Raw genomic sequence first — 15056 nt, 5'->3', positions numbered from 1 at the left:
TTAACTCTCCTTCGGCGGCGCATTTTCGCTGATGTAATTAGCCAGCTTGCAGTACTGCTCTACGGAAATGTTTTCCGCTCGCATTGCCGGGTCGATCCCCAGCTCGGCTAACACCTCAACGGTAAATGAGTTGCTCAGGCTGTTACGGATCGTTTTACGACGCTGGTTAAAGGCCTCTGTGGTGACGCGGCTCAGTACACGCAGATCTTTTACCGGGTACGGTTTCGTTTTGTGCGGCACAAGGCGCACAACCGCAGAGTCTACTTTCGGTGGCGGTGTGAACGCTGACGGCGGTACTTCGAGTACCGGGATCACGTTGCAGTAATATTGTGCCATCACGCTTAAACGACCATACGCTTTACTGTTCGGGCCTGCAACCAGACGGTTAACAACCTCTTTTTGCAACATGAAGTGCATGTCGGCAATGGCATCAGTATAGCTAAACAGGTGGAACATCAGCGGGGTGGAAATGTTGTACGGCAGGTTACCGAACACGCGCAGCGGCTGGCCCATTTTCTCTGACAGTTCGCCAAAGTTCATGGTCATGGCATCCTGCTGATAAATGGTCAACTTCGGCCCGAGGAACGGGTGCGTTTGCAGGCGTGCGGCCAGATCGCGGTCCAGCTCGATAACCGTGAGTTCGTCAAGGCGTTCGCCTACTGGCTCGGTCAGTGCGGCAAGGCCCGGGCCGATTTCGACCATCGCCTGACCTTTTTGCGGATTAATAGCCGAGACAATGCTTTCGATCACGAACTGATCGTTAAGGAAGTTTTGCCCGAAACGTTTACGGGCTAAGTGGCCCTGATGGACTCGATTAGTCATTGAGTATTAACAATCATTTTGATGGCGAGATTAAGCGCCGTAATAAAACTGCCGACATCCGCTTTCCCCTGGCCTGCCAGATCCAGCGCAGTACCGTGGTCAACGGACGTTCGAATAAAGGGTAAACCGAGGGTGATATTCACGCCGCGGCCAAAGCCCTGGTATTTTAGCACGGGGAGGCCCTGATCGTGGTACATCGCGAGCACGGCGTCGGCATTATCCAGGTATTTGGGCTGGAAAAGGGTGTCCGCAGGCAGTGGCCCGCTGAGATTCATCCCTTTTTCCCGCATTTCGTTGAGCACCGGAATGATGGTGTCGATCTCTTCGGTGCCCATGTGTCCGCCTTCGCCCGCATGCGGATTCAGGCCACAAACCAGCACGTGCGGCTGCGGGATGCCGAATTTCGTCTGCAGATCGTGATGCAAAATCCCGATGATCTCGCGCAGGAGTTCAGGGGTGATGGCATCAGGAATGGCTTTGATGGGCAGATGGGTTGTCACCAGCGCGACACGCATCTCTTCCGTCGCCAGCATCATCACCACTTTCGGACTGTGCGAACGTTCTTCAAAGAACTCGGTGTGTCCGGTAAAGGGGATCCCCGCGTCGTTGATAACGCCTTTATGCACCGGACCGGTGATCAGCGCCGCGAACTCGCCGTTCAGGCAGCCGTCGCAGGCGCGCGCCAGCGTCTCGACAACGTAGCGCCCGTTTTCAGTGCTGAGTTGACCGGGGACGACAGGGGTGCGAAGAGGAACCGACAGAAGCGTGAGGGTGCCCGCTTGCTGCGGTACGGGCTGCTGGCCTTCAACATAAGGGAGGAGCGTTAAAGGCAGACCGAGCAATGTTGCCCGGTCTTGTAACAGTGTTGCATCTGCGCAGACAACCAGTTCCACCGGCCAGCTGCGCTGGGCGAGCTGGACGACGAGGTCAGGCCCAATCCCGGCGGGCTCGCCGGGCGTGATCACAACACGATGCTGTTTCATCAGTTGCTCAGCACTTTCACGTAAGCGCTGGCGCGTTGTTCCTGCATCCAGGTTGCCGCTTCTTCAGAGAATTTGCGGTTGAACAGCATACGGTAGGCTCTGTCTTTCTGGGCCGCATCGGTTTTATCGACGTTGCGGGTATCCATCAGTTCAATCAGATGCCAGCCGAAGGAAGAGTGCACAGGTGCGCTCAGCTGACCTTTGCTCATTCTCGTCAACGCGTCGCGGAAAGCCGGATCGTAGATATCGGCCGCAGCCCAGCCCAGATCGCCACCCTGGTTAGCAGAGCCTGGATCCTGAGAGAACTCTTTTGCCGCATTCGCAAAGGAGGTTTTGCCGCTCTTGATGTCAGCTGCAATCTGTTCCAGCTTCGCACGCGCCTGATCGTCAGTCATGATCGGAGACGGTTTCAGCAGAATGTGGCGAGCGTGAACTTCCGTGACGGAAATGCTCTGGCTCTGACCGCGCAGATCGTTCACTTTCAGAATGTGGAAGCCTACACCTGAACGGATTGGACCGACGATGTCCCCTTTCTTCGCCGTGCTCAGCGCCTGGGCAAAGAGGGATGGCAGTTCCTGAATACGGCCCCAGCCCATCTGGCCGCCTTTCAGCGCCTGCTGGTCAGCGGAATAGGTGATGGCCAGCTTGCCAAAGTCACCGCCGTTACGCGCCTGCTCAACGATAGAACGCGCCTGGCTTTCCGCTTCAGCCGCCTGATCGGAGGTTGGGTTTTCCGGCAGTGGGATCAAAATGTGGCTCAGGTTCAGTTCGGTGCTGGCATCGTTCTGGTTACCCACCTGCTTAGCCAGCGCGTCCACTTCCTGAGGCAGGATGGTGACGCGGCGACGCACTTCGTTGTTACGCACTTCTGAAATCAGCATCTCTTTACGGATCTGATTACGGTAAGTGGCGTAGCTGATGCCATCGTAGGCCAGACGGCTGCGCATCTGGTCCAGGGTCATGTTGTTCTGTTTCGCAATGTTCGTGATCGCCTGATCGAGCTGCTCGTCAGAGACCTTCACACCCATTTTTTGACCCATCTGCAGGACGATCTGATCCATGATCAGACGTTCCAGGATCTGGTGGCGCAGCGTTGCGTCATCCGGAAGCTGCTGACCTGCCTGGCCCGAATTGAGCTTTACAGACTGCATTAAACCGTCAACGTCACTTTCAAGCACGACGCCGTTGTTAACCACAGCGGCGACTTTATCAACAACCTGGGGTGCCGCGAAGCTAGTATTCGCAACCATGGCGACACCGAGCAGCAGCGTTTTCCAGTTCTTCATACTTTTTCCATTTCAATTAACCGCAAAGCGGATTATGTTGCAAATCAAGCACATTACAAGGAACTGCGGTAAGGCAGAATGTTCGAGCGCAGCATCTGCTGCGTGCCCAGACCGTAGTTGGAACTCAGGCCGCGCAGCTCGACATTAAAGCCAATCACGTTATCGTATTTGCCCTGACTGTTTTGAGTATCCCAGCCGTTAAGTTTGCGTTCGTAGCCGACACGCAGCGCGTAACAGCAGGAGTTATATTGCAGACCTAGCATCTGGTCAGCGGGTTTTTGGGCATTCGTGTCATAGTAGTAGGCTCCGACGATTGACCAACGATCGGCGATTGGCCAGCTCGCGGCGCCACCCACCTGCGAAATCCCGTCTTTGTACTGGTCAGCATTGGCGTAGTTCGGCAATGTCGCCTGAATATATTCCGGGCTGGCATAACGGTACGTCAACTGCACCATACGGTCTTCATCACGACGGTATTCAATGGCAGCACTGCCCGTTGCGATGTTATCCAGTCGAGTATCGTACTGAACACCACCGCGCAGACCCCAACGATCGGTCATGCGCCAGTAGGTATCACCTGCCCACACCAGTGAACCCGTTTTGTTGTCTTTCTCCCAGTTAATGTCGTCATCACCGGTACGAGACTCGGTGAAATAGTAGATTTGACCAACAGAAACGTTAAAACGTTCAACGGCAGATTCATCATAAACGCGCGTTGTGACGCCGGTCGTTAACTGGTTAGCGGACGCTATACGGTCGAGACCGCCATAGGTACGGTCGCGGAACAGGCCGCTGTAGTCAGACTGCAGGAAAGAGGAGTCGTAGTTCTGAATTTTGCTCTGATCGCGATAAGGGACGTAGAGATACTGCATACGCGGTTCAAGCGTCTGGGTATACCCATCAGACAGCAGGCCCATATCACGTTCGAAAATCAGCTTCCCGTCCATCTTGAACTGAGGAAGCGTTCGGTTTACCGATTCGTCAAGATCGGTGCCATAGCGATTGTTGTACCAGTCGACATTTTTCTGCTGGTAATGCGTCGCCATCAGTTTGGCTTCGGTGTTCAGGCTTGCCCAGTCGTTCGACAAAGGTAAGTTAATGGTTGGTTCGAGGTGAAGACGCGTAGCCTCTGGCATATCCGAGTTGGTGTTGACGAAGTGCACCGCCTGGGCGTAGACGCGGGTGTCGAAAGGCCCGACATCGTTCTGATACCAGTTGACGTCCAGCTGCGGTTCAGCACCATAGGTACTGGCCGTTTGGGTGTTAAAGACCTGGAACTGCTTGGTCGACACCGTGGCGTTAAAGTTCTCAATGGCGTAGCCCACGCTGAATTTCTGCGTGGCGTAGCCGTCCGTACTGGAACCGTATTTTGAGTCAAAGTCGTTGAAATAATACGGATCGCTAACTTTGGTATAGTCGACGTTGAAGCGCCAGACCTGATCCATCACCCCGGCATGCTGCCAGTAATACATCCAACGGTGTTTATCACCTTCGCTTGGGTGCTCGTCCTGGAAGACTTTGTCCGATGGCAGATAATCAAACTCCATCAAACCGGCACCCGCTTTGGTCAGATAGCGGAACTCGTTTTCCCACATGATGTTACCGCGCTTATGGATATAGTGCGGCGTGATCGTCGCATCCATGTTTGGCGCGATATTCCAGTAATACGGCAGGTAGAACTCAAAGTAGTTCGAGGTGCTGTATTTGGCATTCGGGATCAGGAAACCGGAACGTCGTTTGTCGCCTACGGGAAGCTGCAGGTAAGGGCTGTAGAAAACAGGGACCGGGCCGAGCTTAAAGCGGGCGTTCCAGATCTCCGCGACCTGTTCTTCACGATCGTGAATAACTTCACTGCCCACCACGCTCCAGGTATTCGAGCCCGGCAGACAGGAGGTGAAGGAACCGTTTTCCAGAATCGTATAACGGTTTTCACCGCGCTGTTTCATCAGGTCAGCTTTACCGCGCCCCTGACGACCCACCATCTGGTAATCACCTTCCCAGACGTTGGTATCTTTTGTATTCAGATTTGACCAGGCTTTCGGACCTTTCAGGATGACCTGGTTGTCGTCATAGTGCACATTACCCAGCGCATCCACCGTACGTACTGGCGCAGCCGCACCTTCTGGTTGCTTCTGATGCAATTGCACTTCATCTGCCTGCAGACGGCTATTGCCCTGGTTAATATCGACATTGCCCGTAAAGGTGGCATTGTCAGGATAATTACCTTTTGCATTGTCGGCATTGATGGTAACCGGCAAGTCATTCGTATCGCCCTCAACCAGTGGACGATCGTAACTTGGGACGCCAAGCATACATTGCGAGGCGAGATCGGCTGCCAGCCCCTGTTGGCTGTACAGAGCGGCGCCAATCATTGTGGCCAGGAGGGTGGGGATACGTTTTTTCATACGTTGTATTTTATTGTTCCGTCATCAGTGGCTACGGCTTACAAACGCTCAGAGACTATCTTACTCATCAGCGCAGTACCAGCGTTAATCCTGCCCGTTTGCGTGCCAGAGTGTTAGGCTCGCTATCGAATGACGAGTATGATAATGCAAATTATAGGCGATGTCCCTCAATTGACCGTGGCGCGACCACTGTAATGATGGCGTTGCGTCGAACCAGGAACATGACTATTCGGGGAGTATATGCAGTATTGGGGTAAAATCATCGGCGTTGCGTTCGCATTAATCATGGGCGCTGGCTTTTGGGGCGTGGTACTGGGCCTTATTATCGGCCATATGTTTGATAAGGCACGCAGCCGCAAAATGGCCTGGTTCGCCAACCAGCGCGAGCGTCAGTCGCTCTTTTTCTCCACCACCTTTGAGGTGATGGGGCATTTAACCAAATCAAAAGGGCGCGTCACCGAAGCCGATATTCAGATTGCCAGCGTATTCATGGATCGCATGAATCTGCACGGTGAATCTCGCGTGGCGGCGCAAAATGCGTTTCGTATCGGTAAAGCGGATAACTATCCGCTGCGTGAAAAAATGCGTCAGTTCCGCAGCATCTGCTTCGGACGTTTTGATTTAATTCGGATGTTTCTGGAGATCCAAATTCAGGCGGCCTTCGCCGATGGCTCCCTTCATCCCAACGAGCGGGACGTTTTATACGTCATTGCTGAAGAACTGGGGATCTCCCGCATGCAGTTCGACCAGTTCCTGCGCATGATGCAGGGTGGCGCGCAGTTTGGCGGGGGTTACCAGCAGCAATCTTCCGGCGGCGGCTGGCAGCAGACGCAGCGTGGCCCGACGCTGGAAGATGCCTGCAACGTGCTTGGCGTAAAGCCTTCTGACGATCAGACCACGATCAAGCGTGCCTATCGTAAGCTCATGAGCGAGCATCATCCGGACAAGCTGGTCGCGAAAGGTTTACCGCCAGAGATGATGGAGATGGCGAAGCAGAAAGCGCAGGAAATTCAGAAAGCCTACGAGCTGATAAAAGAGCAAAAAGGTTTTAAATAAAAAATGGCCCGATGATATCGGGCCATTTTTTTTAGAAGTCCACGGGAGCCTTAAAGGTCATCGCATTGCCAAAAACCGGATGGGTAATGGTGAGGGTCTGCGCATGCAGCAGCAGGCGCGGAGCCAGCGCCAGCGCTTCTGGCGGCGCGTAAAACCGGTCTCCCAGAATCGGGTGGCCCAGGGCGAGCATATGCACGCGCAGCTGGTGAGAGCGCCCGGTAATCGGCTTAAGCAGGACGCGCGCGGTGTTATCTGGCGCGTACTCCAGCACTTCATACTCGGTTTGCGCCGCCTTGCCGGTTTCATAGCACACCTTCTGCTTTGGCCGGTTCGGCCAGTCGCAGATCAGCGGTAGATCCACCAGACCTTCCGCCGTCGCCGGATGGCCCCAGACGCGCGCGACGTACTGCTTTTTCGGTTCGCGCTCGCGGAACTGGCGTTTCAGCTCGCGTTCCGCTTCTTTATGCAGAGCCACCACAATCACGCCGCTGGTGGCCATGTCGAGGCGATGGACGGACTCCGCCTGCGGATAATCGCGCTGAATACGCGTCATCACGCTGTCTTTGTGCTCGTCCAGACGCCCCGGCACGGACAACAGGCCGCTTGGCTTGTTGACCACCATAATGTGCTCATCCTGATAAAGGATGACCAGCCAGGGATCCTGAGGGGGATTGTAGGGCTCCATCACCATCTTGCGCTCCGTTTACTGATGCGTCACAACGATGAGACGCAGGGCGTCAAGGCGCCAGCTTGCCTGATCCAGGCTCTCCAGCACCTGCTGACGATTGCTTTCAATCGCCGCCAGTTCATCGTCACGAATGTTCGGGTTAACCGCTTTTAACGCTTCCAGTCGAGAAAGCTCTGCTGAGAGCTTCTCGTCGGCTTCGCTGCGTGCCGCATCAATCAATTCACGAGCCGCTTTTTCAACCTGGGTTTCACCCAGTTGCAGAATGGCGTGCACGTCCTGCTGAACGGCGTTGACCAGCTTGCTGCCGGTGTGACGGTTAGCCGCGCTCAGCTGACGGTTGAAGCTCTCGAATTCGACCTGCGCGGCCAGGTTAGTACCGTTTTTATCCAGCAGCAGACGCACCGGCGTCGGCGGCAGGAAGCGGGTGAGCTGCAGCTGTTTTGGCGCCTGCGCTTCCACAACGTAGATCAGTTCAACCAGCAGGGTGCCCACTGGCAGCGCCTTGTTTTTCAACAGGGAGATGGTGCTGCTGCCGGTATCGCCGGAGAGGATCAGATCCAGGCCGTTGCGGATCAGCGGGTGCTCCCAGGTAATGAACTGGGCGTCTTCGCGAGACAGCGCCACATCACGTTCGAAGGTGATCGTGCAGCCATCCTCCGGCAGACCCGGGAAATCCGGAACCAGCATATGATCCGACGGCGTGAGGACGATCATGTTCTCGCCGCGATCGTCCTGGTTGATCCCGACGATGTCGAACAGGTTCATGGAGAAGCTGATTAAACTGGTGTCGTCATCCTGCTCTTCGATGCTTTCCGCCAGCGCCTGCGCTTTTTCGCCGCCGTTGGAATGGATCTCCAGCAGGCGGTCGCGGCCTTGCTCCAGCTGCGCTTTCAGCGCATCGTGCTTCTCACGACAGGACTTGATCAGCTCATCAAACCCTTCCGCGTTTTCCGGCGCGGCCAGGTAGCCGATCAGATCGCCATGTACCTGATCGTAAATCGTGCGGCCCGTCGGGCAGGTATGTTCAAACGCATCCAGACCTTCGTGGAACCAGCGTACCAGCACGGACTGCGCGGTTTTTTCCAGGTAAGGAACGTGGATCTGAATATCATGTGCCTGACCGATACGATCCAGACGCCCGATACGCTGCTCCAGCAGATCCGGGTTAAACGGCAGATCGAACATCACTAGGTTGCTGGCGAACTGGAAGTTACGGCCTTCAGAGCCGATCTCCGAGCACAGCAGCACCTGCGCACCGCTGTCCTCTTCCCCGAACCACGCTGCCGCACGGTCGCGCTCGACGATGGACATGCCTTCGTGGAACACGGCAGCGCGAATACCTTCACGCTCGCGCAGGACCTGCTCCAGCTGCAGCGCGGTGGCCGCTTTGGCGCAGATCACCAGCACCTTCTGGGAGCGGTGGGCGGTCAGATAGCCCATCAGCCACTCCACGCGCGGGTCAAAGTTCCACCAGGTGCCGGTATCACCTTCAAATTCCTGGTAGATTTGTTCCGGATAAAGCATGTCGCGGGCGCGCTCTTCCTGGGTTTTGCGGGCGCCCATAATGCCGGAGACTTTAATTGCCGTCTGATACTGCGTCGGCAGCGGCAGTTTAATCGTATGCAGTTCGCGTTTCGGGAAACCTTTGACGCCGTTGCGGGTGTTGCGGAACAGCACGCGGCTGGTGCCGTGGCGATCCATCAGCATGTCGATCAGCTCTTTGCGTGCGGATTCCGCGTTGTCGCTGTCACTGTTGGCAGCCTGCAGAAGCGGCTCGATATCCTGCTCGCCAATCAGATCGCTCAGGGTGTTCAGCTCATCGTTAGAGAGGCGATTGCCCGCCAGCAGCAGGGCGACGGCATCGGCAACTGGGCGGTAGTTCTTCTGCTCTTCGACAAACTGCTCGAAATCGTGAAAACGGTTTGGATCGAGCAGGCGCAGACGGGCGAAGTGACTCTCAAGACCCAGCTGCTCCGGCGTTGCGGTCAGCAGCAGAACGCCAGGCACGCGCTCGGCAAGCTGCTCGATAGCCATATATTCGCGGCTCGGCGCATCTTCGCTCCAGACCAGGTGGTGCGCTTCGTCGACCACCATAATGTCCCACTCGGCGTCGCACAGGTGCTCCAGGCGCTGCTTGCTGCGGCGCACGAAGTCCAGCGAACAGATGACCAGCTGTTCGGTTTCAAACGGGTTGTCGGCGTCGTGCTGCGCTTCGGCATAACGTTCGTCGTCGAACAGGGAGAAGCGCAGGTTGAAGCGGCGCAGCATCTCAACCAGCCACTGGTGCTGCAGGGTTTCTGGCACCACAATCAGCACGCGCTCGGCAGCGCCGGAAAGCAGCTGTTGGTGCAGGATCATGCCCGCTTCGATGGTTTTACCCAGGCCCACTTCGTCGGCCAGCAGCACGCGAGGCGCGTGGCGACGGCCCACGTCATGGGCGATGTTCAGCTGGTGAGGGATCAGGCTGGTGCGCTGGCCGCGCAGGCCGCTCCACGGCATGCGGTACTGTTCGCTCTGGAACTTACGCGCGCGATAGCGCAGAGAGAAGCGATCCATACGGTCAATTTGCCCGGCAAACAGGCGGTCCTGCGGCTTACTGAACACCAGTTTGCTGTCGAGCAGCACTTCACGCAGGATGACATTGGCCTCATCCGTATCAAGACGGGTACCAATGTAGGCGAGCAGTCCATTCTCTTCTTTTACGTCTTCAATCTTGAGCTGCCAGCCGTCATGGCTGGTCACGGTGTCGCCCGGATTGAACATCACGCGGGTAACAGGGGAGTCATTGCGAGCGTACAGACGGTTTTCACCGGTGGCAGGGAAGAGGAGGGTAACCATGCGCGCATCGACGGCAACGACGGTTCCCAATCCAAGTTCGCTTTCTGTATCGCTGATCCAGCGTTGACCAAGTGTAAAAGGCATAGTTGTTCGGCTCTAATCTTTAATTGCAGGCAATAGTTCAACCACCGTCAAAAAGACGGTCATCGAAAAATGGGTCCGGGAATGGAAAGGGCGCTATGGTACTGGATGGCAGCCATTTCGTCACGCGTCAAAATAGGCCAAGTTGCCCTGTCACTAGTGTAGCAAAATCATCGTTGATGAAGGGCAAAATTCCCTCCGCGACCGGCTGAAGCTGGCGCGTCAGATAATGATCGTAATCGAGCGGCGATTGCTGGTAATCAACCGGTTCCGGGCCGCTGGTGGTCCAGACATATTTGATTGTGCCACGGTTTTGATACTGCGGCGCGCGGCCCCGCCGCACGTTCTCTTCATCCGCCAGTCGCGCGGCGCGCACATGGGGCGGCACATTACGCTGGTACTCCGCCAGCGGGCGGCGCAGGCGCTTGCGATACACCAGCTGCGCGTCAAGTTCGCCCGCCATCAGGCTGGCGATGGTTTCGCGGATGTAGTCCTGATACGGCTCATTGCGGAACACCCGCAGGTAGAGCGTCTGCTGGAACTGCTGCGCCAGCGGCGTCCAGTCGGTGCGCACCGTCTCCAGCCCTTTAAAGACCATCCGCTGCGCGTCGCCCTCCTGAATCAGCCCGGCGTAGCGCTTCTTGCTGCCCTGATCGGTGCCGCGAATGGTGGGCATTAAAAAGCGGGCAAAATGGGTTTCAAACTCCAGCTCCAGCGCGCTGGTTAACCGCTCTTTTTGCAAATGTTTCTGCCACCAGTCGTTCACGAAGGCCACAAGCGCTTTACCGATGCGGGCGGCGTCGTCTTCTGAATGCGTGCCCTTAAGCCACACAAAGGTGGAGTCCGTGTCGCCGTAAATAACGTCATAGCCCCGGGACTCAATCAGCGCTTTGGTCTGGCGCATAATCTCGTGTCCGCGCATTGTGATGGAGGAGGCCAGCCGCGGGTCGAAGAAGCGGCAGGCGCTGGTGCCCAGCACGCCGTAAAAGGCGTTCATGATGATTTTCAGCGCCTGAGAAAGGGGCTTATTGCCGTGGCGCTTGGCCTCATCGCGGCCGTGCCAGATGTTGCCCACGATTTCAGGCAGACAGTGTTTTTCCCGCGAGAAGCGTGCGCCGAGGAAGCCTTCGGTGCTGCGTTCATCGTCCGGCTGCGCCATGCCCTCAACCAGCCCGACGGGATCGATCAGGAAGGTGCGGATAATCGACGGGTAGAGGCTTTTGTAATCCAGCACCAGCACCGAGTCATACAATCCTGGCCGGGAGTCCATCACGTACCCGCCGGGACTGGCCTGCGGCGGCACGTCCCCGAGGTTGGGGGCAACGTACCCTGCCCGGTGCATTCGCGGAAAATAGAGGTGGCTAAAGGCGGCCACGGAGCCGCCGTGTCTGTCCGCCGCGAGTCCGTTCACCGTCGCGCGCTCCAGCAGGAACGGCATGATCTCGGTTTTGTGGAAAATCTGCGTCACCAGTTCGCAGTCTTTCAGGTTATAGGTGGCGAGCGCCGGTTTATCTTCGTTAAAGCGCCGGTCGATCTCGTCCATTCGGTCCCAGGGGTTGTCGATGGATTTGCCTTCGCCAAGCAACTCCTGCGCGACCGCTTCAAGGGAGAATGAAGAGAAGTTCCAGAAGGCGGACTTAAGCGCCTCGATGCCGTCAATAATCAGGCGACCGTTAGCCTGTGCAAAGAAAACACCGTTCTTAAAACCGTGCTCGCGCCATTCCAGCTCGCTGTTTCCGCGCCCCAGCATCAGCGGGATGCGGTAGCGCTCGGCGTGTTTTTGCAGCACGCGCAGGTCAAACTGCACCACGTTCCAGCCGATCAGAACATCGGGATCATAGTCGGCAAACCACTGGTTAAGCTTCTCCAGCAGCTGCGGGCGGCTGTTGACGTACTCAAGCCGGAAATCCAGCGCGGACGCATCGCCATTCGGAGGCCCGAGCATATAGACAACCCGATCGCCGCAGCCTTCCAGGCCAATGCAGTAAAGCTCGCCGTGACGGGTGGTTTCGATATCCAGGGAGACCCACCTCAGCGGCGGGCGATAATGTGGGTTAGGTTTCAGGCGAGCATTCACGACGCTGCCGTTTTGTTCGATGCCATCAACCCAGACGGGGGCGGTAATAAACCGCTCCATCAGAAAGCGTTCCGGTGGGCGAATATCCGCTTCGTAGAGCGTCACGCCCGCTTCGCGGAGCAGCTTTTCGTAGCGCATTAATTGACGATGGGCGCGGCAGTAAAGGCCGTAAACCGGCTGGCGGTGGAAATCCTTCAACTCAAGCGGAGTGATGCGCCAGCCGTTTTCACCGCGCAGCAGCTGCTTTACCTTCTCGACGTGGGCTTCAGGAATAAAGGCCACGGATTCCTGCGGCGGCAGCGTAACGTGCAGCGGACCGTTGTCGGTTGCCAGCCAGAACGCGACCTCGGTGCCCTGAGGGGTATCCCGCCAGTGTCGGGTCAGTAAAAAGCCTTCTTGCGCCTGCGCCACGCCGTTATCCCAGAAAACAAAACCAGGCCTGATTATAGCCTGGTTGAGGTGGGTTTGCTGGGGTTTTATACAGTGTCTGTTTTGCCGGATGGCGCTGCGCTTATCCGGCCTACAAGCTACTGCCCGTAATACGCTTTCGCGCCGTGCTTGCGCATATAATGCTTGTCCAGAAGGGTTTGCTGCATATCCGGGAGCTGCGGTGCCAGCTGGCGACAGAAGATCCCCATATAGGCGACCTCTTCGAGCACGATGGCGTTATGCACCGCGTCTTCCGCGTTTTTACCCCAGGCAAACGGGCCGTGGGAGTGCACCAGCACGCCGGGCATTTGCGCCGCGTCGATCCCCTGTTTTTCGAAGGTTTCAACAATCACGTTCCCCGTTTCCCACTCGTACTCACCGTTAATCTCCGCATCGGTCATCAGACGCGTGCAGGGAATGGTGCCGTAGAAGTAGTCCGCGTGGGTGGTGCCGGTCGCCGGGATGGACTGGCCCGCCTGCGCCCAGATGGTTGCATGGCGCGAATGGGTATGCACAATGCCGCCGATGGTCGGGAATGCCTGATACAGCAGGCGGTGGGTGGGCGTGTCGGAGGAGGGCTTTTTGCTGCCTTCCACCACTTCACCCGTTTCGATGCTGACCACCACCATGTCTTCTGCGGTCATTACCGCGTAATCCACGCCGGAAGGCTTGATCACGAACACGCCTTTTTCCCGGTCAACGGCGCTAACGTTGCCCCAGGTCAGGGTCACCAGGTTATGTTTCGGCAGCGCCAGGTTGGCTTCGAGCACCTGACGTTTGAGATCGTCTAACATTATTGTCTCCTGCCGGATGGCGCTTCGCTTATCCGGCCTACGGAACCGTAGGCCCGGTAAACTCAGTGCCACCGGGCATTCAGGGCTTAGCGTTTTGAACCGTAATAGACTTCGTTCCAGCGCAGCGCGTCCTTGAAGGCGGGCAGGCGGGTATCGTTATCAATGACGGTCAGTTCGATATCGTGCAGTTCCGCGAACTGACGCATATCGTTCAGATCCAGCGCGTGGCTGAACACCGTATGGTGCGCGCCGCCGGCCAGGATCCAGGCCTCTGAGGCGGTTGGCAGGTCAGGCTGTGCTTTCCACAGGGCGTTGGCGACCGGCAGTTTCGGCAGAGAATGTGGGGTTTCAACCGCATCGACGCAGTTCACCAGCAGGCGGAAACGATCGCCGAGGTCGATCAGGCTGGCGTTGATGGCCGGGCCGGTGCGGGTGTTGAAGATCAGACGCGCCGGATCGGCTTTACCACCGATGCCGAGATACTGTACGTCGAGGATCGGTTTCTCTTCGACGGCGATTGTCGGACACACTTCCAGCATGTGGGAGCCGAGCACCAGGTCGTTGCCGTTCTCGAAGTGATAGGTGTAGTCCTCCATAAAGGAGGTGCCGCCCTGCAGACCGGTCGACATCACCTTCATGATGCGAAGCAGAGCGGCAGTTTTCCAGTCGCCTTCGCCCGCAAAGCCGTAGCCCTGCTGCATCAGACGTTGTACCGCCAGACCCGGCAGCTGTTTCAGACCGTGGAGGTCTTCAAAGGTGGTGGTAAAAGCGTGGAAGCCGCCCTGTTCCAGGAAGCGCTTCATGCCCAGCTCGATGCGCGCCGCGTCCAGCACGTTCTGGCGCTTGTCGCCGTTGATTTGTGCCGCAGGTGTCAGGCGGTAGCTGCTTTCGTACTCGTCCACCAGCGCGCTTACGTCGCCATCGCTGATTTCATTCACCACCTGCACCAGGTCGCCCACGGCCCAGGTATTCACGGAGAAGCCGAACTTGATCTGCGCGGCGACTTTATCGCCGTCGGTGACCGCAACTTCACGCATGTTGTCACCAAAACGCACCACTTTCAGGTGGCGGGTGTCCTGCTTTGAGACCGCCTGACGCATCCAGGAGCCGATACGTTGTTGCGCCTTGCCATCCTGCCAGTGGCCGGTGACCACCGCGTGCTGCTGACGCATACGCGCGCCGATGAAGCCAAACTCGCGGCCGCCGTGCGCGGTCTGGTTCAGGTTCATAAAGTCCATGTCGATGCTGTCCCACGGCAGGGAGGCGTTGAACTGGGTATGGAACTGCAGCAGCGGTTTATTGAGGATAGACAGACCGTTGATCCACATTTTTGCTGGCGAGAAGGTGTGCAGCCACACCACCAGACCGGCGCATTTATCGTCGTAGTTGGCGTCGCGGCAGATGTGAGTGATTTCGTCCGGCGTGGTGCCCAGCGGTTTCAGCACCAGTTTGCACGGCAGTTTAGCTTCCGCGTTCAGCGCGTTAACCACGTGCTCCGCGTGTTTCGTCACCTGCTGCAGCGCTTCCGGTCCGTACAGATGCTGGCTGCCAATCACAAACCACACTTCATAGTTATTAAAAATGGTCATCATCGTGT

The 15056-nt window shown here is 57.0% G+C and carries 10 protein-coding genes; 1 reads left to right on the top strand and 9 read right to left on the bottom strand.

Annotated elements, in window-relative coordinates:
- From rsmA to lptD, 4 genes are read right to left on the bottom strand one after another with little or no spacing between them, the layout of a single operon-like run.
- Positions 1-822: a 16S rRNA (adenine(1518)-N(6)/adenine(1519)-N(6))-dimethyltransferase RsmA gene (gene rsmA / locus AC2T6E_RS11190; RefSeq protein ID WP_010427042.1), complete on the bottom strand. Its 822-nt coding sequence runs from the start codon at positions 820-822 to the stop codon at positions 1-3.
- Positions 819-1805, bottom strand: a complete 987-nt coding sequence (gene pdxA / locus AC2T6E_RS11185; protein ID WP_042717204.1) for a 4-hydroxythreonine-4-phosphate dehydrogenase PdxA — start codon at positions 1803-1805, stop codon at positions 819-821. Before pdxA ends, rsmA begins: the two co-directional genes overlap by 4 nt.
- Positions 1805-3091, bottom strand: coding sequence for a peptidylprolyl isomerase SurA (surA, locus tag AC2T6E_RS11180; protein WP_108417113.1), 1287 nt, complete (start codon positions 3089-3091; stop codon positions 1805-1807). The genes pdxA and surA overlap by 1 nt, the downstream gene beginning before the upstream one ends.
- 53 nt (positions 3092-3144) lie before the next feature.
- Positions 3145-5496 carry an LPS assembly protein LptD gene (lptD, locus tag AC2T6E_RS11175; RefSeq protein ID WP_126815994.1) on the bottom strand — a complete coding sequence of 784 codons (2352 nt, stop codon included), beginning with the start codon at positions 5494-5496 and terminating at the stop codon, positions 3145-3147.
- Between the two features lie 240 nt (positions 5497-5736).
- On the opposite strand from lptD, the gene djlA reads away from it, so the two are divergent.
- The gene (gene djlA / locus AC2T6E_RS11170) at positions 5737-6552 is read left to right on the top strand and encodes a co-chaperone DjlA (RefSeq protein WP_100165493.1); all 816 of its coding nucleotides are present in this window, start codon (positions 5737-5739) and stop codon (positions 6550-6552) included.
- A 31-nt stretch (positions 6553-6583) separates the two neighbouring features.
- Here djlA and rluA read toward each other — a convergent pair whose 3' ends face one another.
- The 5 genes from rluA to araA all read right to left on the bottom strand — a co-directional run bounded on the left by rluA (position 6584) and on the right by araA (position 15048).
- Positions 6584-7243: a bifunctional tRNA pseudouridine(32) synthase/23S rRNA pseudouridine(746) synthase RluA gene (gene rluA / locus AC2T6E_RS11165; RefSeq protein WP_148401115.1), complete on the bottom strand. Its 660-nt coding sequence runs from the start codon at positions 7241-7243 to the stop codon at positions 6584-6586.
- Positions 7244-7255: 12 nt separating this feature from the next.
- The gene (gene rapA / locus AC2T6E_RS11160) at positions 7256-10162 is read right to left on the bottom strand and encodes an RNA polymerase-associated protein RapA (protein WP_486691726.1); all 2907 of its coding nucleotides are present in this window, start codon (positions 10160-10162) and stop codon (positions 7256-7258) included.
- Positions 10163-10289: 127 nt separating this feature from the next.
- Positions 10290-12647, bottom strand: coding sequence for a DNA polymerase II (gene polB, locus AC2T6E_RS11155; protein ID WP_486691724.1), 2358 nt, complete (start codon positions 12645-12647; stop codon positions 10290-10292).
- Positions 12648-12763: 116 nt separating this feature from the next.
- Positions 12764-13459, bottom strand: coding sequence for an L-ribulose-5-phosphate 4-epimerase (araD, locus tag AC2T6E_RS11150; protein WP_486691722.1), 696 nt, complete (start codon positions 13457-13459; stop codon positions 12764-12766).
- A gap of 86 nt (positions 13460-13545) precedes the next feature.
- Positions 13546-15048, bottom strand: coding sequence for an L-arabinose isomerase (araA, locus tag AC2T6E_RS11145; RefSeq protein ID WP_023310371.1), 1503 nt, complete (start codon positions 15046-15048; stop codon positions 13546-13548).
- Between the last annotated feature and the right edge of the window lie 8 nt (positions 15049-15056).

It is taken from the genome of Enterobacter sp. B79-1, assembly GCF_057444735.1.
This window is presented reverse-complemented; position numbering and strand designations above follow the sequence as displayed.

Excerpts from the sequence above, each read along its gene's own strand:
- rsmA (WP_010427042.1), bottom strand. The coding sequence starts at position 822 with ATGACTAATCGAGTCCATCAGGGCCACTTAGCCCGTAAACGTTTCGGG.
- pdxA (WP_042717204.1), bottom strand. The coding sequence starts at position 1,805 with ATGAAACAGCATCGTGTTGTGATCACGCCCGGCGAGCCCGCCGGGATT.
- surA (WP_108417113.1), bottom strand. The coding sequence starts at position 3,091 with ATGAAGAACTGGAAAACGCTGCTGCTCGGTGTCGCCATGGTTGCGAAT.
- lptD (WP_126815994.1), bottom strand. The coding sequence starts at position 5,496 with ATGAAAAAACGTATCCCCACCCTCCTGGCCACAATGATTGGCGCCGCT.
- djlA (WP_100165493.1), top strand. The coding sequence starts at position 5,737 with ATGCAGTATTGGGGTAAAATCATCGGCGTTGCGTTCGCATTAATCATG.
- rluA (WP_148401115.1), bottom strand. The coding sequence starts at position 7,243 with ATGGTGATGGAGCCCTACAATCCCCCTCAGGATCCCTGGCTGGTCATC.
- rapA (WP_486691726.1), bottom strand. The coding sequence starts at position 10,162 with ATGCCTTTTACACTTGGTCAACGCTGGATCAGCGATACAGAAAGCGAA.
- araD (WP_486691722.1), bottom strand. The coding sequence starts at position 13,459 with ATGTTAGACGATCTCAAACGTCAGGTGCTCGAAGCCAACCTGGCGCTG.
- araA (WP_023310371.1), bottom strand. The coding sequence starts at position 15,048 with ATGACCATTTTTAATAACTATGAAGTGTGGTTTGTGATTGGCAGCCAG.